The 20791-nt window shown below is 60.1% G+C and carries 16 protein-coding genes; 5 read left to right on the top strand and 11 right to left on the bottom strand.

All coding sequences use genetic code 11. The features are described 5' to 3' along the window. Positions 1–28: 28 nt before the first annotated feature. From RDK48_RS12130 to RDK48_RS12085, 10 genes are all read right to left on the bottom strand, one after another. Positions 29–604: a histidine phosphatase family protein gene (locus RDK48_RS12130; protein ID WP_298992412.1), complete on the bottom strand. Its 576-nt coding sequence runs from the start codon at positions 602–604 to the stop codon at positions 29–31. Continuing rightward, positions 601–1845 (bottom strand): DVU_1551 family NTP transferase, encoded by a 1245-nt coding sequence (locus RDK48_RS12125; protein ID WP_298992409.1) that lies wholly within the window; start codon positions 1843–1845, stop codon positions 601–603. The genes RDK48_RS12130 and RDK48_RS12125 overlap by 4 nt, the downstream gene beginning before the upstream one ends. An 88-nt stretch (positions 1846–1933) precedes the next feature. Continuing rightward, positions 1934–3058: a DVU_1553 family AMP-dependent CoA ligase gene (locus RDK48_RS12120; protein ID WP_298992407.1), complete on the bottom strand. Its 1125-nt coding sequence runs from the start codon at positions 3056–3058 to the stop codon at positions 1934–1936. Beyond that, positions 3058–4524 carry a radical SAM (seleno)protein TrsS gene (trsS, locus tag RDK48_RS12115; protein WP_298992404.1) on the bottom strand — a complete coding sequence of 489 codons (1467 nt, stop codon included), beginning with the start codon at positions 4522–4524 and terminating at the stop codon, positions 3058–3060. The genes RDK48_RS12120 and trsS overlap by 1 nt, the downstream gene beginning before the upstream one ends. Then, the gene (locus tag RDK48_RS12110; RefSeq protein WP_022659532.1) at positions 4521–4985 is read right to left on the bottom strand and encodes a DVU_1555 family C-GCAxxG-C-C protein; all 465 of its coding nucleotides are present in this window, start codon (positions 4983–4985) and stop codon (positions 4521–4523) included. The genes trsS and RDK48_RS12110 overlap by 4 nt, the downstream gene beginning before the upstream one ends. Continuing rightward, positions 4982–5860 (bottom strand): DVU_1556 family methyltransferase, encoded by an 879-nt coding sequence (gene trsM, locus RDK48_RS12105; protein WP_298992399.1) that lies wholly within the window; start codon positions 5858–5860, stop codon positions 4982–4984. Before trsM ends, RDK48_RS12110 begins: the two co-directional genes overlap by 4 nt. Next, a complete protein-coding gene (locus tag RDK48_RS12100; RefSeq protein WP_022659530.1) occupies positions 5857–6072 on the bottom strand; it encodes a DVU_1557 family redox protein in 216 nt (71 codons plus the stop codon). The genes trsM and RDK48_RS12100 overlap by 4 nt, the downstream gene beginning before the upstream one ends. After that, complete coding sequence (locus RDK48_RS12095; RefSeq protein WP_298992393.1) at positions 6069–8582, bottom strand: pyridine nucleotide-disulfide oxidoreductase/dicluster-binding protein; 2514 nt, start codon at positions 8580–8582, stop codon at positions 6069–6071. Before RDK48_RS12095 ends, RDK48_RS12100 begins: the two co-directional genes overlap by 4 nt. Before the next feature lie 252 nt (positions 8583–8834). Further along, positions 8835–11558, bottom strand: a complete 2724-nt coding sequence (locus RDK48_RS12090) for a molybdopterin-dependent aldehyde oxidoreductase (protein WP_298992390.1) — start codon at positions 11556–11558, stop codon at positions 8835–8837. A gap of 77 nt (positions 11559–11635) precedes the next feature. Continuing rightward, positions 11636–12661 carry a molybdopterin-binding protein gene (locus tag RDK48_RS12085; RefSeq protein ID WP_366125075.1) on the bottom strand — a complete coding sequence of 342 codons (1026 nt, stop codon included), beginning with the start codon at positions 12659–12661 and terminating at the stop codon, positions 11636–11638. A 308-nt stretch (positions 12662–12969) separates the two neighbouring features. On the opposite strand from RDK48_RS12085, the gene RDK48_RS12080 reads away from it, so the two are divergent. The 5 genes from RDK48_RS12080 to hcp all read left to right on the top strand — a co-directional run bounded on the left by RDK48_RS12080 (position 12970) and on the right by hcp (position 18281). Then, complete coding sequence (locus RDK48_RS12080) at positions 12970–13356, top strand: DVU3141 family protein (RefSeq protein ID WP_081640553.1); 387 nt, start codon at positions 12970–12972, stop codon at positions 13354–13356. A gap of 321 nt (positions 13357–13677) precedes the next feature. Continuing rightward, entirely contained in the window at positions 13678–15249 is a 1572-nt protein-coding gene (locus tag RDK48_RS12075) for a polysaccharide biosynthesis/export family protein (RefSeq protein ID WP_298992372.1), read from the top strand. Positions 15250–15389: 140 nt separating this feature from the next. Then, the gene (locus tag RDK48_RS12070; RefSeq protein WP_298992368.1) at positions 15390–16079 is read left to right on the top strand and encodes a Crp/Fnr family transcriptional regulator; all 690 of its coding nucleotides are present in this window, start codon (positions 15390–15392) and stop codon (positions 16077–16079) included. 162 nt (positions 16080–16241) lie between these two features. Continuing rightward, positions 16242–16595, top strand: a complete 354-nt coding sequence (locus RDK48_RS12065; RefSeq protein WP_298992365.1) for a cupin domain-containing protein — start codon at positions 16242–16244, stop codon at positions 16593–16595. Positions 16596–16655: 60 nt separating this feature from the next. After that, positions 16656–18281 carry a hydroxylamine reductase gene (hcp, locus tag RDK48_RS12060; protein WP_298992533.1) on the top strand — a complete coding sequence of 542 codons (1626 nt, stop codon included), beginning with the start codon at positions 16656–16658 and terminating at the stop codon, positions 18279–18281. Between the two features lie 524 nt (positions 18282–18805). Here the strand turns inward: hcp and RDK48_RS12055 are convergent. Beyond that, positions 18806–20362 (bottom strand): outer membrane homotrimeric porin, encoded by a 1557-nt coding sequence (locus RDK48_RS12055; protein ID WP_298992360.1) that lies wholly within the window; start codon positions 20360–20362, stop codon positions 18806–18808. Positions 20363–20791 lie beyond the last annotated feature (429 nt).

Below are 20791 nucleotides of genomic sequence, written 5' to 3'. Positions count from 1 at the left end.
CCAGCGAGTACTGGTTGCGGCTAGCAGACTACCATTCCGGCACAAAGGCGCGGCACCCGTAGTATTGGGGTATGCGCAGCACATCCTTGAGCGGCAGGGCAAGGTAGTGGGCCAGCAAGCTGCCCAGAATACCCGCATGCGAAACCATGAGCAGGGTTGCACCGGGGTAAAACCTCCTCCAGCGCGCCACAGCCGCCAGAGCGCGGCGCTGGGCCTGCATGAAGCTTTCGCCATGCGGGGGGCAAAAGTGCGCCATATCCTGCCCGCGCGCTGCATGCGCTCCGGGCCATGCGAGCTCAATTTCCGCCTTGGTCATTCCCTGCCAGAGGCCAAGATCAATCTCGCGCAGACCGGGTTCCACATGCAGGGGGGGCCGCCCCTGCGGCAATGCCTCCATCAGGATGCCGGCAGTCTCGCGGCAGCGGTCAAGATCCGAGCAGATGACCGCGCCAAGCGCGCCCTGCACTTCTGGCATGAACTGCCGCGCCAAGAGGCGTATCTGCTCCCGGCCCGCAGAGCTTAAGGGAATATTCCGCGCGCCGACCATGCGTCGCTCTGGATTGGGCGGCAACATGCCGTGCCGCACCAGCCAGATGCCGCTCATGCAACCTCACGCCGGGCGGTGCCGCGCGCAGCATTGCAATTACGCACAAGGGCGCGTTCCGCCACCAGGGCGGGTTCTTTGCCTATTTCGCGGGCAATGCGCTCTTCCAGCGCCTTGACGCGACCAAGCCGCCCCTGGATGGCCTCGCAGGCCGGAGCATCCTGGGCGTAAGCCTCCAGTTTGAGGCCAAAACGCCGCTGCACGGGCACAAAGTTGCCGCCGTAGCAATACTTGTCCGCCAGATAGACCAATTCGCGCTCTGTGACCGGCTCGTCCTCCGGCAGGGACAGATCACGGTGATCCTGCACCAGCCGCGCCATTTCCGGCAATTCCAGCCGCCGCAAAAATTCCCCAGCAGCAGCCTCATGCCTGGGCTGGCCTTTGCAGATATCATGCAGCAACCCGCCAGCCAGCGCCAGGCGGGGATCCACCCCGGCGTCATACCCTGCGGCCTCACGCGCATGGGCCAGAGCCTCGGCCAGGCAGCAGGCCACGGCCCCCACTGCCCGCGCGTGACGCAAGCCTTTTTCCGGCACATTGCACGTGTGCAGCAGGCATTCCGCCTCCACAGGCGAGAGGGTATGCCGCTCACGGGCCAGCACGCGCAGGCGCGCATAGTCGTCGGGGGTGTCCATATCTTCCAGAATCAGGGCGTCAGCCACAGGTACATGCCGCAAGGGCGCGCCTTCCAGCGCCCCGCGCAGCCCGTTGTGCCCCTGATGCGCCAGAATATGCGGGGCCAAAGTCATGGGAATCAAGGGAGGATGCCCCTCCTGGTCGTCAAATGTCGGCACAAGCACCGGCATGAGCGCGGCCTTGCCACTCACAGCCAGCGCTGCCGCCTGGTTGGCCTCTTCCTGCCCGATGGCGTCGAGCAAAGCCCTGATGGTCAGGGGCCGCACCAGCGGAACATCCACAGGCTGCACAAAAAACTGTCCCTCAAAACCGCCCTTCAACAGGGCCTCCACACCAGTCTGCACAGATGAAAACATGCCCCGCTGCGGGTCGGGATTCCGCACTGCGGTCAGCCCCTGCGCCAGTGCCTCGGCTTCCACAATTTCGGCATGAAAGCCGCTGACGATCACCACATTTTCCACACCAAGGGAACGGTACAGACTGACCAGCCCCCTCAGGGCCGAGCAGCGCCCGCCTTCGGGCAACGAGGGCAGGGAAAGCAGGGCCTTGGCTGCGCCCATGCGCGAGGCCATGCCTGCGGCAAGAATCAGAACGGCTGGTTTCATGTGCTTTCTTCTTCGCGTTTCTGCGCTGAAAACAATCAATGTATGGAGCAGATGCAATAAGCCCATTGCCGGGACATGCCATCAGGCGTTAAACACCCCGCCCCTTGGCGGGACGCACGATGCGCGGAGGTTGCCCGTTTTTGCGTTCAATGCGGCCACGCACAGGGCCAAGCCTGCGCAAAGGGCTGCCGCAGGCGCAAGGGGCTGGCAGCAGACAGGCCACATCACCGGTTCGATATCGCACCAAGGGCATGGCCTGACGTTGGAGCGTGGTAATGACGACCTCGCCCTCCTCGCCTTTGGCCAATACTTTACGCCCTGAAATATCTACTATTTCTATCAGAACGTCCAGTTCGCGCACATGAAATCCCTGATGCGCGGGGCATTCCACCGCGCAACCATAGGCGGTTTCAGTAAGGCCGTAGTGATCCAGAATCTCGCATTGCCACGCCCGGCGCAGAGCCTGCCCAAGCGCATCGTCCAGCGGCTCAGCGCTGGTGAGTATACCCACAAGCCCCTGCGGCCCCCGGTGGGGAAAGTGCTTCAGCAAAAGGGCGAGTTGCGCTGGCGCGGCCACAAGGCAATGGGGCTTTGCCTGCTCCAGCCACAGGGCAAGGGCTTTGCCCGGCTCCGCGCAAGAGTCTGTATCTGCCGCTGGAACCGCGTGAACTTCCGGCGGCGGGGCCAGCACATCCACACACGCCGCGCTCAAAGCCTGCCGCAGCAGGTCGGCCACGCCGTCAGGCCGCTCCGCACCGGGCAACAGCACTGCCAGCCGCTGCCCCGCGCCCACAAGCTGGCTCATGCCCACGGCAAAAAAATCGCGCGTGCGGGCCAGATCCGCATCAGTAAAGGCAAGCCGCTTGGGTTGCCCGGTGGTGCCTGACGTGTGCAGCGTGACCATACGCTGCACATCCCCCTGAGAAACGCACAAAAAATCACCCCAGTGGCGCAGGTCTTCCGCAGTGGTGAAGGGCAGGCGCTCCAGATCATCCACACTGGTTATATCCAGATCGCACTCCCGCAAATGCCTGGCATAAAACGCCCCACGCAAGGCCTGCCGCAAGGTGCTGCGCAGCAAGGCCGTTTGCGCAATCGCCAGCCTGCCGGGCAGCTCCCCGGAACTGCGCGCCCCACACTGACGGGCCAGCCAGAGATCAAGCGGGCAGGAGCCGAAACCTGTTATGGAAGGATGATTTACGTCATCTGTCACTAGGCGTCACCATACAGGCGCGTGCCGTCGCTGGCAGTGAGGTTGTGCAGGCAGAACGGAATCATGCGCCCGTCAGGCCGCACTACATGGATGCAGCAGCCGCGCACGCGGTCAAGGTCGAGGCTCAGGGCATCCTGAAAGGCCATGGCCGAAAGCGTGAAGCGCTGCTCTGCCCCGGCCTGAGCCAGAAACCGACTGAAGCCGTCCGCACTGGCATTGTTGCCTGCGTTGCCAGAGTCAGGGCCAGATGCGCCCCCACAGGCGCAGGCAGATTCCCCGCCGCTGTCGCCCTTCCAGTGCAGGGCCACAAACTGCTTGGCCTTACGCGCCCCGTCCTCAGCGGGCGGAGGCACTTCCGCGCCAGCGGCCCTCGGTGCTGGAGAGCAACACGACTGCCCCGCATCGGCCAGCCATTCCAGCGAAGGTGCGCCGTTTTTCTGCACCCGCCGGTACACTGCACTGAAGGAACACAGCTCGTTCTCACATCCGGGTGGGTGCAGGTGACTGGGGCTGACCATTTCCGGCGCCTGCCGGGCAAGCGCGCCCATCACTTCGGGCAGGGTCAGGCGCGGGGCTTCCTCCAAACTCCAGGGGTAGCGCCCAAAAAAGGCGGCTGGTTGCATGTGCAGACCCCGCACCGCGGGGCCAAGTTCCAGCGCCATGCGCAGCAGATCGCCCAGTTCACCATCGTTGACGCCGCGCACAAGGGTTGCCACCAGCACCACGCCAAGCCCGGCCTCTGCGCAGTTGCGCACGGCGCGGCGCTTGAAATCGAGGCATTCCCTACCCCGCAGGCTTGTAAAGCTGCTTTCGCGCACGCCGTCCCATTGCAGGTAGACGGAATCAAGCCCCGCCTCGCGCAGTTCATGGGCATAACCCTGCTCGCGCGACAAGCGCAGCCCGTTGGTATTGATCTGCACCAGCCCAAAGCCGCGTTGCCGCGCAAGCGTGATGATCTGTGGCAGGTCATGGCGCATTGTCGGTTCCCCGCCGGATATCTGCACATTGCAGGGGCCGGACGCGCCCTTGAGGGTATCCATCTGCGCGGCAATCACGCTCAGCGGCACGTCTCCCGCCTCTTCAAAACTTTGATTCGACATGGAACCAGCAGATGCATAGCACACAGGGCAGGCCATGTCGCAACGCATGGTCACCTCAAACAGGCCTGTGCAGGTATGCTGTGCGTGGGCAGGGCAAAGGCCGCAGTCAAAGGGGCAGCCATCGCGGATGGGCGTGTGCGGATTGGCCGGGTAGGAAGGGCTTTTGGGCCGCGACCATGCTGCAAAGGGCGGCGTGGCAACTGCACCGGGCTTGGCTTCCCGCCATACGGGGACACTGAACGTGCCGTGATCCGGGCAGGTTTTGCGCAGTACGACAGTGAGTGCATCCTTGACCGATCGCTCGTAAGTGGCCTCTACCCGGCGTAGGCACACGGGGCAAAGACTCTGAGTGCGGCGTAAGGTCATGCCTTTTCCGTCAGATCCAGCTCGTAACTCTGAACCAGTTCCATGATTTTTCCCCAGCATTCCGCCAGCAAGTCGCCGCAGGCCACAGGGTTTGGCTGCTCGCCCGCAGCGCCGGAAGTCGCGCCAAGCCCAGCCGCAATCTGCCCGCAACGCTGACCACCGTAAGCTTCCGTGCGGTCATAAAACCATGTGGCGTAATCATTGAGCAGAGGCGTGAGCATGGGATGCGGAATTTCATCTTCCGCTCCTTTACCCGCAACCAGAGCCAGGGCGCAGGCACCTCCCGTCAAAAGGCCGCAAGGGCCGTCCGATTGACCGATGCCATGGCACAGCCCCTGCGCGGCGCGCACCACGCCGGGATTCTGCCTGTCCTGAGCCTGCAACATGAGCAGGAGCAGTAACTGGCTGCAACAATAGCCCTGATGCACCAGGGGTAGCAATTCCATCATCATGGGATTCATAGCGTCTCCTTTCGGGCAATCCAAAGACCGTATCCATAGGCTCGCCAAGCTTTGTCGGGAGATGCGCCCCCGCACGCGCAACCATTGCTGCCGTGATTCGCCGCGGGCCGGGTTGCGTCATCACCGTACCAGATCATGCGGGCGGCCAGCTCCACCAGAGCGCGGCTGTTGTCCTCATAGTGCAGCAAGTGCAGGCCCGCCGCTTCCACAAGCCCGCGCCACACTGATTCAGGCCGCGCACCCGCAAGGCACGATGAACCCGGCGCAGTGTATTCCACCGGAAGGGCTTGAGCCGTCTCTGATTTCAGCGGGCTGGATTGGGGCGAGCTTGACTGCAATCCGCTTGCGTGACCGGAACAGGAACAACCGGAGCGGGAAGGACCTGTACCAGAGCAGCCAGAGCTAACAGGGCGTTCATAGCCTGGCCGCAGCATGAGGTCGCTGATCACCATCGCCCCGCCGGGGCGCAGGGCGCGGCAGGCGGCGCGCAAGGCCGCAAGGGGATTGCGCAACAAGGAAAGAACGCACTCGCACACTATGCCGTCGCAGGAATCCGCAGCCAGCGGCGGGCGCTCAAGGTCGGCCCGCACAATGCGACAATCATCACTATGTGGCGCGTTGACTGAGGGGCTTCCACCGCTGGGAAAGCCCGCTTCGGCGCATTTGTCCAGCCCCACGGCGCGGTAGCCCATCTGCGTAAGCAGGCGTAATGTCGCCCCTGCCCCGCTGCCAAGGTCAAGAACCAGCCCGCCGGGCGCAAGCAGGCCCCCAGAAGCGCACCACGCAAGGGCGCGGCGCGTCAGTTCCACGCCACCGGGACGCCATGCGTCACCAGCTGCGCGGCGAAAGTCCGGCCTTTCCCACAGTGCGTTCATTTATCTTCCAGCAGTGCTTCCACCTCAAGCATCTTGCCTTCGGCCAGAGACTTGGGCACCTGCGTCAGCCCGCACTTGGGGCAGCGCGGCAAAAACACGTCAAAGGCGCTGTTGAGATAAAAAACCGGAACCTTCACCTGCTCAAGGGCAACGTGGCAACGCCCGCACACCCACTGGCCGCCGTCCGGCCCGTAGTTTGGCCCCATGCTCATGACTGTTCACCTCTCTGCCCGCCATTTTGCGCACCCAACATGTTGGGGCGCTGCCCATCGGTGCAGCACTGGTGGCTGTTGATGACATCCGCAGCTTCCTGACCGCCGGAACCCGGCACCACCATACGGTGGCACCACGCATCGTGCAGGACAAAGGCCTCGCCCTGCGCTTCGTATTCCACCCAGAAAGTCACCTTTCTGGGCCGCCACGAACCAAGACGATGCCCGTCGTCCAGATTTTCAAACCAATGCCCGCTGGTCTCAGCCCCCACAACGGCCCCTTCCACGTCTGAAAGCAGAATATGCCGCTCTTCCAGCCGCGCCAGCACTTCCGCCGTCACCAGCACCCTGCCCTTTCCCTCCTGCTCAGGCGTGTCTGCAAGCAGGGTCTGCTGTCCAACGGCGCTGCCGTATTTCTCCAGCAGTTTGCGGCGCAAGGCAGCCCTGTTGGCGCGGCGCGCCGAAAGACCGGGGCCTTGAGCCGCGCCGGACTGCGCCCTGGCCGACGCTGGCAGCAGCAGATCAAGCAGATGCCAGCATTCCTTGCCGCTGGCCGCCATGCGGTCACGGCACATGATACACGAGGCAAGGCCGGGGTGCTCAAGCTGGGCGGCCCGGTGATCGCTCATGGCGCGGGCGGTTTCCGGCTGGGCGCACCACACAAGGCCACCGTAACCGCAACAGGCTGTGGAAGCGCCGGAAAGGCGCGGTTCTTCAATTTTTGCCCCACATTTGCCTGCCAGACTGCGCACAGCGGCAAGCCATGCCGCATCGTGCCGGGCGGTGCAGGGATCCTGAATGGAAAACACCGAGGGCAGGGAATTACCTGCCGAAGGAGCCTCAAACGGCAAGCCGTCCAGCACTTCCCACACGGAAACGGTCTGCGCTTCCGGCAGGGCTTCCCTCAAGGCCGTAAGGCAGGAAGAACAGGCCGCCATGATGCGCGGCTTGCCCAGACCCTCCCAGGCCTTGCGCAGTTTGTCCGTATGTTCCCTGAACAGGGCCGTTCTTCCGGCCCAGCGCGCCGGGATGCCGCAGCAGGAAAGCATGATGCCCACGCCGGATTTCAGACCATTGCCAAGCTTTTCGCGCAGCAGATCATAAAGCGCCGCCGTTTGTTCCACGCGCGCCGCAGCCAGCTGGCAGCCGGGAAAAAACAGCCACTGCTCGCTTGCATCCAGATTCGCGCCAGCGCTCTGGGATTCTGCGACTGGCAACAAGGGCGGCAGCACAAGGGCGCATTCCGGCCCGGAGGCGCTTTCCATATCCTCAAGTGCAAATTCGTGGGCCGTGGGCGGCATAAAGCCACGTTCCACCATGTCTTCCCGTGCGGAGAGGCACAGTTCAGCCATGGAAAAATTCTCCGGGCACAGTTCCTCGCACTGACCGCACAGGGCGCAGCCGTTGATGAGGGTATTGGCCGTGTGCAACCCCTTGACGATGGACGCGTTGTTATTGACCTGACGCGCGTAGAGGCGCGGATAGCCCTTGTATTTCTGCAAGTACACGCATTCGCGCACGCAGATCATGCACTGGCATTGCAGGCAACGCTCCGCCTCGCGCGCGGATTCCTCCGCCGAATAGAGAGGCTCGCCGCAAGCTGCCTGTGCGGCAGGTTCCACACGCGGCACTGGGCTTATGCCCGTCACATCGGTGTGCAGCGGCCCCTGAAATTTGTCCCGCGCGGCTGTGAGTGAAACGCCGCTGGTCACACGCTCCATGGTCTGCGCCGCATGCCGCCCCTGCCCCGCCTGACGCGAAGGTGAGGCGAAAGTGTGGCCTGTGGGGGTGCTGCTGCGCCAGCCAGCGCAGCAGATATTGTCCCGCCAGAGCAGGGTTTCCGCATCCACCTGCGCTTCGTCTGGTACAAGGTCGGGTGCAAGCTGCTGCAGGGCATCGGCGTCCACCAGCACGGCGTCGTACTCCGCAGCCAGCTTTTCCAGCAGCGCGGCATCAAGCGTTGCCTGCGTAAAACTGACCTTCTGGCGGCCAAGAGCTTCCATGTCTTCTGCCAAAAAATTCTTGGCAATGCCCGCCGTATTGTCTGCCGCCAGTGCAGGATACGCTTTGAGCAAAAATTCGCCCGGCGCTCCCGAGTGAAAGACTGTAACAGGATAGGCCTTGCGCGACAGATCCCAGGCTGCCGCAAGCCCGGCAAGCCCGGCCCCCATCACAGCCATACGGTATTTTTTTGGCGGCAAGGGCAGCATACGGCTCTGCGCGCCCACAGCAAGCATGCACGAGAGTTCAAGCCCATGCATGGCGAGGCTGCCGCCCAGATCCTGCCGCAGACAGGCGTTTTCACAGGGGTGATCGCAAATGCGGGCAATAATGCCGGGCAGGGGCAAATGCCGCTCAAGCACCTTGCGGGCCTCCCCCTGCTTGCCCTCAGCCATACGGGCCATGAAGGCGCGCACATCCAGATCAAAGGGACAGGCCACCCGGCAACGGGGCGGGCTTTCCTGTGTACAGTGCGACTCTATTTCGTGCAGACGTTGTTGATCCATCATGGCGATTGTTCTCGCTGGCTTGGTGCAGACAGGCGCTGCGGCAAGGGCAGGCGGCGTGGATTGCCGCCGAAAATACAAACAGGGCTTTCAGAGATACCCCCGAAAACCCCGCTGCAAAAACATTGCACACCGTGGCGCTCATGGCCCGGCGCGCGGAAGACCAAACGAATAAACATGGGGCTGGGATATGGGGAGAATCCCTTTCAATCAGGATTCTCCCCAGTGTCTCCAGATGTTTACCGCAATCTTACGCTACTTGGGCATGGCCGCCAACACCTTTTCGGGGCGGGCGGGCAAGTGGCGCACACGCGCGCCGCAAGCATTGTAGATGGCGTTGATGATGGCAGGATGCGGCGCGGTAAGGGGCATTTCGCCCACGCCGGAAGCGCCGAAGGGGCCAGCTTTGCGGGGGGTCTGCACATAGACGATTTCCATGTCGTCAGGAATCATCTTGATGGTGGGCACGCCCGCGCCAGCAAGGGTGCTGTGCTTCTTCAGGTCTTCGTAGTCTTCGGTCAGGGCAAGGCCAACGCCCTGCGCCAAGCCGCCGTAGATCTGACCGTCAACCACCAGCTTGTTGCACAGGGCGCCGATGTCGGCCACGCACACAAGCTTTTCAACCGTGGTCTTGCCGGTTGCGACCTCAACGGCCACTTCGGCAAGGAACAGACCGTACATGTAGCAGGCAAAGGGTTCGCCCTGGCCCTTGGCGTCGCAGTCCTTGGCCGGAGCAGACCACTTGCCGTCATAGTGCACGGGGCGGCCTTCGGCCTTCATTTCCTCATAGGTAAAGAAGCCGCCGCTGGGCTTGCGCATGCCTTCAATAAGCATTTCGCAGGCCACGCGGGTGGCGTTGCCCGTGACCACCTGAGAACGCGAACCGCCAGCAGGACCGGAATTGGGGGTCTTGCTGGTATCGTTCATGACCAGATGGATGTTTTCGGGCTTGATGTTCAGGGGGCGCAGGGCTTCATGGGCGGTGCCCAGGGTGCCGGAATCAGCGCCCTGACCATGGTCTTCCCACGAGTTGCCCACAGTTACGCTGCCGTCGGGGTTCAGTTCGGCCCAGGCTTCGGAGGTGTCCGGCCCGTCAAGGCCAGCGCCGTACACGCCAAGGGCAATACCCACGCCGCGCTTGACTTCGGCGGTGGACTTGGCTTTGACGTTCTTTTTGGCGGCCTCGTAGTAGGGACGCATTTTCTGGAACATTTCGGGCAGGCTCATGACTTCAGGCACCTGACCGGAGGGGTTGGTATCGCCCTCGCGGTAGCAGTTCAGCTCGCGGATGTCGAAGGGATCCATGCCCAGCTTTTCAGCCAGTTCGTCCATGAGCACTTCGGAGGGGAATTCGGATTCCGTCGAGCCGTAACCACGGAAAGCCGCACCCCAGCAGTGGTTGGTGGCAACGGTGCGGCCCTTGCCGCGAATGTTGGCGATGCCGTAACCAGCGCCGATATACTGCGCGCCGCGCAGGGTGAGCAGATCGCCAAATTCGGAATAAGGACCGTGGTCAACGCTCCAGTCCGTTTCCATGGCAAGAATCTTGCCCTGCTTGTTGGCGGCAAAGCGCACGGTCGTCCAGAAGGGCGAACGCTTGCCGGTGTAGTTCTGTTGCTGCTCGTAGTTGTAACGCAGGTGGCAGGGACGGCCCGTAGCCATAACAGCCACGCCCACAAGGGCTTCCATGGTGGGGCTGAACTTGTAGCCAAAGGTGCCGCCCGTGGTGTTCTGCACCAGCACGAGATCCTTGGGGAATTCCAGGCCGAGGCCGGGGGCGATCATCAGCGCGTGCAGATGGATGGCAACGGACTTGGAGTGGATGACCACCTGGCCCTTGTCGTTCACATAGCCGTAGCCCACATCGGGTTCGATGGGCAGGTGGGGCTGGCGCTGAGTGTAGTAATCGCCTTCCGCAACAACGTTTGCCGGATCATTGAAGAAAGGAGCGGTATCCGCGCCTTTTTCCTCAATCTGGTCATAGTAGATGTTGGGGGTGCCGGGGTGGATTTCGATGGCGTCCGGGGCCATGGCCTCCGGAGCGCTCATGTATTCGGGCAGCAGCTCCAGGTCAAACTTGACCTTTTCAGCCGCGGCGCGGGCGTTGCATTCGGAGTCAGCGCAGACGATGGCAAGCGCATCGCCGTACTGGAAGATTTTGGTATCGTTAAGGATGGGACGTTCCCAGCCGTCACCCTTGTTGGTGGGGAAGGTGATCAGGCCGGTGATGCGGTTCCTGCCCTTCACATCCTTGTGGGTCAGCACCTTGTACACGCCGGGCATTTTTTCGGCTTCAGAGGTGTCGATGCCCTTGATGTTGGCATGGGATACCTTGGCCTGGGCAATGGCGAGGTGCAGGGTGTTGGCGGGCAGGCGATGCGCTGCGTCCGCGCCGAATTCGGCGGTGCCGGTCACCTTGGCGACGGCAGAAGGACGGGGCATGGTGGAACCCCAGATGCGGCCATCGGCAGGCATCTTGAAGGTAACGTCGTCCAGCGTTTTATCGCCGCGCATGAGGGCGGCAGCGTCCATGACCGCGTCCACCAGAGGCTTATAGCCCGTACAGCGGCAGACGTTGTGATTTTTCTGGAACCAGTCGCGCACGTCTTCACGGCTGGGATTGGGATTGGAATCAAGCAGGGCCTTGGCCGAAACGATGAAGCCAGGAGTGCAGAAACCGCACTGGGCCGCGCCGTGGTAAATCCAGGAATGCTGGAGCGGATGCAGGTTGCTGGGGGTGCCCACGCCCTCAAGCGTGGTCACGGCGGCGTTTTCCGCCACGCGGCTCATTTTGACCACGCAGGCGCGTACAACTTTGCCGTCAAGAATCACCGTGCAGGCACCGCACTGCCCCTTGCCGCAGCCAACTTTGACACTGGTGAGCTGCAACTGATCGCGCAGCACGTCCACAAGCATATCGTCGGGGTTAGCCAGCAAGCGCCGGGGAATGCCGTTAATCACAAGGGTTTTTGTTTCCATGCGCGACTCCTTTTAATAATGAACAAAGGTATATGCCTGCGCGGTAAATCCGCGCCCGGGGTCAAATTGCCCGCCTCCTATTTCCCGAACGGACAGATCGGATAGCGGCATTCTTCACACTGGGAGCAAAAGCCCCCGTGCCCCAATGCCGCCACATCGGCAGCCGTCACCTCAATGCCGGCCAGCAGGCGCGGCACAACGAGATCAAAAATGCTGGCCTTGTGGTACATGACGCATCCGGGCAGCCCCAACACGGGCACCCGGCCTGCCGCCCCCTGGGCATAGGCCAGAAGGAACATGGCGCCCGGATACACCGGCGCGCCATAGCTGACCACCTCCGCTCCGGAAGCGCGGATGGCAGTTGGCGTACGGTCGTCAGGGTCAACAGACATACCGCCTGTTACCACAATAAAATCAGCACCTTGTTCGAGAAAATCCCTGATTGCTCCGGCAGTCATGGGCACTTCGTCGCTGGTAAGGGTCTGCCCCACCACCGTGCTGCCCAGAGCGGCAAACTTTTTGCGCAGCACAGGGCCAAAGGCATCCTGAATGCGCCCGTAAAACACTTCGCTGCCCGTTGTGACCACGCCAACTCTGGCGCGGCGCAGAGGCAGAACTTCAACGACCGGACCATCGACGAATGATTCAAGCTGCCGCAGTTTTTCATCCTCAATCATCAACGGCACCACGCGGGCTCCCGCTACCGAGCGCCCCTTGGTTACGTGCTGCATGGTGTGGATGGTTGCGACAGAAATTTCGCCAAGGCTGTTTATGCGGTTGAGAACAGGCACATCCACCCGCAGCAGTCCATCACAGGCGGCCTTGAGGTCGATGCGCCCTTCCTTGGGTTCCGTGCATGTCAGGTTGCCGCCGGAAACGGCAGAAATCACGCGCGCGGCGGCATCATTTTCGTGAACCATGCCGGGCAGTGATTCAAAAACATAAAGATGCTCTTTGCCGACCTGCAGCAGCACCTCAACGTCTTCTTCCCGCACGACATGGCCTTTGCGAAAAACAGGCCCTTTGCTTTCACCAGGAATAATCCTGGTGATGTCGTGACACAAAATACTGCCCACGGCGTCATGCACATGGATGGTTTTCATTGCCAGTTTGGACATGACCTCTCCCGAAGCTGACTTCTAGATTGTGCATAAAATACCACCCTTACAACAAATTGCAAAATAAAATTCCTTATTTATTAATTGTGCTTTTGCTAACCATCTGGCTTACCATGGTATCAACAGATAAATTCCTGTTTTTTGCAAAAAGCGTGACTATTGTCCCCCCAACGATTACTCAACCAAGGGCACAAGCGCGTGCGGCATTGACAGCCGCGCGTTTCTTTGCGAGAGGGAAAGGAAAAAGCCGCTGTATTTACCAAAAAATACGGCTGCCATTAAAAGGAAATGCCATGCAAACGCGTTCAGCTCATTGGCCGATGGCTCTGCCCGGCAAAAGCCGCCTGGGCCTTTCCGGTCTGGCGGTCCTTACGGCCCTGCTGCTCGGCGGGTGCGGCTTCGGCGGGGCTCCGGCCCAGCCCGAAACGCCCCCCGGCCCTGTCACTGGCTTCATGATCGTCTCCGCAGTGGGAGAAACCGCTACTGTTGACGACCCTGATTTTGGCAAGGGGGTGCGCGTGAGCCTGGACGAGCTTTTCACCTCGGCCAAGGGCGAGGACTGCAAACGCGGAACCGTACTTTCAGGCCAGCGTGAAGCGGAAGTTATTGTCATCTGCAAAGACGACAAAGGCCGCTGGATCATGGCCCCGCGAGTGTGGGGACAGGGTCTTTCGCAGTAGCAAGACTGAGACTCCGGCTTAATGACAGCAGGCCCTTTGGCAAAAAACGATCAAGGGTGCATTGCCTCTGGCTAAACCGGGCAAATGTGATTATTTATGGAAGCGCACGGCGAATACCACGCACGTGCGCTTTCCTAGTTGCAGTTGCAGCCTCGCAAGCCCTGTTGAACCGCCTTGCTCCGAGCAGCCACAGCGCCTCCATCTACTGGAGATACAAGGCATTACGAGGACATTGACTACGAAACCCTAGGGTCATACAGCCTGTTTGCGGAACCACCTCTGGGGGCCATGCAAGCCCGAATCCATTGCATCAAAACTGCCATGTCGCACAGAACTATTTTCACTTTTCTGCTGATCTTTTTCGCCCTGTCCAGCGCGGTCAAGGCCGAAAATGCACCCCAGCCCTACGCTGCCAACCTGTTTCAGGGCAATTTTTCGCAGAGCAAGGACGCCGCCAAGGACGCCAAGGATGCCTCCATCATCGCACCGGGCGACCGGGTGGTGCTGCGCCTGTGGGGCGGCGACCTCAAGGTGGACAGCACCCTGACTGTGGCCGCCGACGGGCATCTGGACGTACCCGAGGTGGGGGCCATACCCGTGGCTGGCCTTGGCTACGACAAGCTGGCCGAAGCCTTGCGCAGCAAACTCGCCGCCAATGGGCACGCTGATGCGCAAATTTACGCTGCGCCTCTGGATGCTCGGCCTGTGGCAGTTTTTGTCACAGGCGGCGTTGCCAGACCTGGCCGGTACACCGGCACCCCCGGCGACCCGTTGCTGAGCTTTCTGGACAAGGCCGGAGGCCTTGACCCCATGCGCGGCAGTTATCGTGACATCCGCCTGATGCGCGATGGCAAGGCTGTTGCCAGCCTCGACCTCTACCCCTTTGCCCGCAAGGGCGTGTTGCCCGCAGTGCGCGTGCAGGAAGGCGACACGCTTGTGGTGGGCGACAAAGGCCCCACCATCACGGCCATCGGCGCGGTGCGCACCTCTGCAAAATTTGAATTCCCCAAGGGCAAATCCACGGGCACGGCTCTGATTGAACTGGCCGAACCGCAGAACAGCGCCTCGCACATCGCCCTTTCCGGCACCCGCAACGGCGCGCCTTACAGCACCTATCTGCCGCTCAAGGAACTGCGCAACCTGATGCTTGAAGACGGCGATCAGGTACAGTTTATTGCAGATGCGCCCGGCAATACCATGATGGTTGAGGTGCAGGGCGCAGTGCGCGGGGCTTCGCGCTTTCCCGTGCGGCGCGGCGCCCGCCTGCAGGAAGTGAAGAACTTTATTGCCGTTGAGCCTGGCCGCGCCAACCTTCAGGCCATGTACATCAAACGCAAGAGCGTTGCCGCCAGGCAGAAAAAGGCCATTGCCGATTCCCTGCGCAGACTGGAGGAAACAGCCCTCACGGCTTCCTCTGCCAGCGCGGACGAAGCCGCCATCCGAGCCAAGGAGGCGGAGATGGTCTCCAAGTTCGTGGAACGGGCCAAGACCGTGGAACCGGAAGGCGTGGTTGTGCTTGACGGCGGGCCGGACAAAGCCGACCTCTCGCTGGAAGACGGCGATATTATTGTGATCCCCGCTAAGAGCGACGTTGTGCTGGTGAGCGGCGAGGTCATGATGCCGCAGGCCATGCTGTGGGGCAAAAAGAAGGATGTGGACGATTACATCAAGGGTGCTGGCGGCTATACCAACCGTGCCGACCACGACAAGGTTCTGGTGCTGCACCAGAACGGTTCCGTGTCGCAGAACGGCGATGATATTCTGCCCGGCGATCAGGTAATGGTGCTGCCCAAGGTGGAATCCAAAAACATGCAGGCAGTCAAGGACATCACCCAGGTTATCATGCAGGTGGTTGTTTCCGCCCGGTTGCTGCTGGGCATGCCGTCGTTGTAAGCTTTTGCGCTATTCAGCAGAAAGGGGGCTTTTGCCCCCTTTTTTATTTCATGCATAAAATCTTGCAAACGTGCGGTTGCGTCACAAGTACAATTTGCGGTATACTGAAATAAGGATTCATACTTCTTTCAGAGGAGCATATGGAACGCGCATTGGAAGCATCACCGCTGTTTTCGGGCATGACCGGGCACGAAGCCAGACTGTGTCTTGCATGCAGCGGCGCTTTTGAAGAGCAGCATGGCAAGGGCGCGCTGATTTTTGCAGAATCCGACCCGCCGGAGAGGCTGTATGTATTGCTTGAAGGTGCGGTGAACGTGTGCCGTGAATCCACCGAAGGCAGACGCGCCGTGATGGCACGCGTGGACGCCCCAGGTGACCTATTTGGCGAGGTACACGTTTTTCTGGGCCGCCCAAACTATGGTTGCAGCGTCTTGGCCGAAACGCCTGTGAGGATACTTGGCATTCCCGCCCGTTTTTTCTACGCCACTTGCGAAAAAGCCTGCTCAGTTCATTCACGCATGATCCGCAACATGCTCGGAATTTTTGCGCACAAGGCTTTTTTTCTTACACGCCGCATTTCACTGCTGTCATCCGGCAGCTTGCGGCGCAAGCTTGCAGCCCTGCTGCTGGAACACCGCCGCCCTGACGGCGCTGTTTCACTGGCAATGAACCGCGAACAAATGGCTGATTTTCTGGGTGTAACCCGCCCGTCACTTTCACGCGAGCTCGCCGCCATGCGCGACGAGGGCCTTCTGCAAATGGAGGGTAGAAGCATTCGCGTTCCTGACATCGCCTCACTGAATTTTTTATGCGAGTATTTCCCAGCCTGATTGAATTTATTATTTTTCATAATTAATTTCAGGCTATTGAACATTGCCTCTTTTCTCTCCCCCGCCCAAAATATTTTCATTTTCTTGAGCATCCGTAACATTTGTTACAGAACCATTGTCCCAGCCTTGATAGAACGGAATCGTCAACACAAGGAGGGCCTCATGGACCGCATTCTCAAAAACCTTGAATTCGCCGTAGCGCTGCCCCTGGCCGCGCAGGTAGAGTGCCAGCCTGGCCAGATCGCCAGCAAGACCCTTATCCAAAACGCCTCTGTCAGCATTACCCTGTTTGCCTTTGACGCCAACGAAGAAATCAGCGCCCACACCTCCACGGGTGATGCCATGGTTCTCGTGCTTGAAGGCGCGGCACAAGTAACCATCAGCGGCCAGTTGCATACGGTTCAGGCGGGTGAAGTGATTGTCATGCCCGCCGGTCAGCCGCACGCAGTACGCGCACAAGAGCGCTTCAAAATGCTGCTTACCGTTGTTTTTCCTACCCCCAAGACCCCCGCGTAGGCGGATCACCCCCCAGCCTCCGCTTTGCGGAGTATCAGGAGACATCCCATGAGTAACGCCATGTTCTGCTTTCAGTGCCAGGAAACCGTGGGCAACAAAGGCTGCACCCAAGTAGGCGTGTGCGGCAAAAAGCCCGAAACCGCCGCCCTTCAGGACGTGCTGGTATATGTGACCAAGGGCCTTGCGCAGGTTGCTACCAAACTGCGCGCCCAGGGCAAGACCGTGACCCACGAAATCGATCGCATGGTTGTGGGCAACCTTTTCTGCACCATTACCAACGCCAACTTTGACGACGACATGATCGCCGAGCGTGTGCGCAAGACCTGTGCCGCCAAAAAAACCCTGATGGCCGAGCTTGGCTCGCGCGACGGGCTGGCCGATGCTGCCCTGTGGGAATCGGACGACAAGGCCGCCATGCTTGCCAAGGCTGCCACTGTGGGCGTTCTTGCCACCAGTGACGACGATGTGCGCTCCCTGCGCTGGCTCGTGACCTTTGGGCTCAAGGGTATGGCCGCCTATGCCAAGCATGCCGATGTGCTGGGCAAGCATGATCCCGCCGTGGACAACTTCATTCAGGAAGCTCTGGCAAAGACTCTGGACGACAGCCTTTCCGTGGCCGATCTCGTGGCCCTGACCCTTGAAACCGGCAACAAGGGCGTGAGCGTTATGGCTCTGCTGGATGCCGCCAACACCGGCACCTACGGCAATCCCGAAATCACCAAGGTCAACATTGGCGTGGGCACCAACCCTGGCATCCTGATTTCCGGTCACGATCTGCGCGACCTGCAAATGCTGCTTGAGCAGACCGAAGGCACGGGCGTGGACGTGTACACCCACTCCGAAATGCTGCCCGCCCACTACTACCCCGCTTTCAAGAAGTTCAGCCACTTCAAGGGCAACTATGGCAATGCGTGGTGGAAGCAGAAGGAAGAATTTGACACCTTCAACGGCCCCATCCTGCTGACCACCAACTGCCTTGTGCCGCCCAAGGACAGCTACAAAGACCGCGTGTATACCACAGGCATTGTGGGCTTCCCCGGCTGCAAGCACATCCCCGGTGAAATCGGCGAGCACAAGGACTTTTCGGCCATTATCGCCCACGCCAAGACCTGCCCCGCACCCACGGAAATTGAGACCGGCGAGATTGTGGGCGGCTTTGCGCACAATCAGGTGCTGGCCCTGGCCGACAAGGTCGTTGACGCAGTGAAGTCTGGCGCCATCAAAAAGTTTGTGGTCATGGCTGGCTGCGATGGCCGCGCCAAGAGCCGCTCCTACTACACCGAGTTTGCTGAAGGCCTGCCCAAGGATACCGTCATCCTTACCGCTGGTTGCGCCAAATACCGCTACAACAAGCTTGACCTCGGTGATATCGGCGGCATCCCCCGCGTGCTGGACGCCGGTCAGTGCAACGACTCCTACTCCTTGGCCGTAGTCGCGCTGAAACTCAAGGAAGTGTTTGGTCTGGCCGACATCAACGATCTGCCCATTGTGTACAATATCGCCTGGTACGAACAGAAGGCTGTTATCGTGCTGCTGGCCCTGCTGGCCCTCGGCGTGAAGAATATCCACCTTGGACCCACGCTGCCCGCCTTCCTTTCGCCCAACGTGGCCAAGGTGCTGGTGGAACAGTTCAGCATCTGCGGCATCAGCACCCCGCAGGACGACCTTAAGGCTTTCTTCGGTTAATCCCCGTTTCAAAGGGGCGGCTGATTGCCCTGCCGCACCTCTCATTGATAAGGCGGCGCACCTTTAGTGGGGCGCCGCCTTTTGGCGTTTATACGGCTGGGCTATATGTGCAATAACTATTAATTGTGCCGCAGCAAATGCAGCAACCGGATTGACCACAGCATGGTGACGCACTACCTGGATGCCCCTGGTTGAGACATATGACGCTCGTCAACAAAAAGATCATGGAAATGCCGAGTTGGATTAGCTAAAGGGGGTGTGCAGTTCATACTACGCACAATTGCCTGATGTCCCGAGCTGTTTACCACCTCCATGCTGCAAGTAGCTGTGGTCAATAGAATGCCAGATCGTGAAACGGCAGCACATCGCCAAGCATTGCAAGTACAGCGGGAAGGGACAAGGATAAAACAAGCAGCGTCCCTGCAGCCCGCATGGCTAATACCACTGGATTGCACACGCTGGCCGCAGGGCAACAAAAAAGGGGAACCCGAAGGCTCCCCTTTTAATCGTAAGGCTAGGTACTCTTAGAAGGAGTACACGAAACGGACGTTCACGTTCCAGGGATCACGTTCCTGGTCGCTACGGCCGTTCATCTTGCTGGTGCCCCACACGCCCTTGGACTGGTCAAGCCAGGTGGCGATGTAGGCGGCGTCAAGAGACACGACAAAGTTGTCATACATCTTGTAATCGTTGGACAGACCGAATTCCAACGCGGTGTCGTTGGTGGTCATGTACAAGGGGTTCATGCCAGCGGACTGGGCGTTGGCACCCTGATCGGTGATCTTGGTGTAAGCACTGTTGTGACCAGTCAGGTAACGGGTCATGGTGGTGCTGTTGGTGCCGCCGATGAGGTTCAAGCGGAAGGTGTGCTTCAGGTTTTCGATGAAGCTCATATCCTTCAAGCGGGCGCCGATACCCCAGGTGCCGGACATGTCGTAGCCAAGGATGGCTTCGCGGGCGATCATGGGTCCGCCGTTGAAGGCGAAGTCAGAGAAGCCGTTGTTGTTGTTGTTCACGCTGATGGAAGGCATGCGTTCGGAACCGTTGGCCGGATTGCCGTCGTCGCCGGAAGCGTACCAGCCGTACAAGCCGGGGATGGCCCAGTCAAGCTTGTATTCGAACAGCAAAGAACCCAGCCAGCCAGCGCGGTTGGCGCGGCTGTCATCATAGGAGACGGAACCGTAGTTGAAATCCCACGCGATGCGGAAGGGATCAAACGCGGTCACTTCGCCGGTCAGGCCAGCCCACACGGCGTTGCCGTAGCTGCCCATGGCCTTGGTGCTGGTGGTGCCGTCCTTATGCAGGGCGCCGCCAACGGGCATCATGCCAGCAACAGGGTACTTGCCGCTGGTGGGGATCGAGTTGTTGAAGTACTTGTTGTAACCTTCGCTACGGAAGGTGTTGGGACCGATGGCGCTGTACATGGCCCAAGGGGTCACTTTCACGCCGTCAAAGGTCAGGGGCACCAGCAGGGCAAACACGTCCATGTTGTCCATGTAGTTGGTGCGGTTGCCGCTGTGGTCAGCGGTATTGACGTAGTTGTCGTTGTAAGGACGGGCCCACAGGGCGGTCACGCCAACGGTTTCGTTGAACTGGTAAGAGGCGGTGATGCCGGCCACGTCATCGTTGAAGACGTTGCTGCCGGTGGTGAAGCTGGGCAGAGCCATGCCCTGAATGCCCATGCGGAACTTCAGGTCGGTCTGGGGGACCATCCAGTCGATGTAGGCGTTCTTCACTTCGACAACGTTGTTGCCGTCAGCGCCAAGGGAGCCACCCTGGTCGGAACGGCCCCAGGTCTGGTCGCCAAGTTCAAAGAACACGGTGCCGGACAGGGCTTCAGAAGCCACTGCGTCCAACTGCAGGCGAACGCGCTGACGAGCTTCAAATTCGTCTTCGTTCTTGTACTGCTTGGAGGCACCGTTGAAGCCTGCCTTGCCGTTACCGCCGGTGAAACCGCCGTTCTGGCCGTAGTCGAAGCTCATGATCCACTGGCCCTTGGCCTTGAAGTCGATGGCGCTGGCGCCCGTGGCAACGCCGAACACAAGGCCGGCCGCCAACAGAAGAGTAGCGATCTTTTTCATGGTTATCCTTCCTTTCTTTTGCCCCGCTTGGGACTATGGTTTCTTACAAACGCCTATGGAGCGGTTTCCCGCTTCGGTGTGAATATATGGAAGGCCTAAACACTTTGCAAGCCCTATCGTGCAAAAATTTTTACCAAAAAAGAGCAAATTTAGCCTAATATTGTATATTTATTTATATTTAAGCAGGTTAAACAAGATCTAGATATAAAAAAAATTTCTGGCACACACCTGTCACAGTGTCATTTTTTTGCAGAACGCGGCTAAATTTCCGCGCTGCTGGCTTACAATCTGTCAGAAGGTCGTCGGTTAAAAAATTTTTCACCCCCCTTTTCTCTGCCGCCGCAGATGCAAATCTGGACTTTCATGGCGGCCACAGTCTCCATGATGCAGAACGGCCATGCGCATCTTCCAAAAGCGCATGGCCGTAAA

This window comes from uncultured Desulfovibrio sp. (assembly GCF_902477725.1).
Classification (GTDB): domain Bacteria; phylum Desulfobacterota; class Desulfovibrionia; order Desulfovibrionales; family Desulfovibrionaceae; genus Desulfovibrio.
This window is presented reverse-complemented; position numbering and strand designations above follow the sequence as displayed.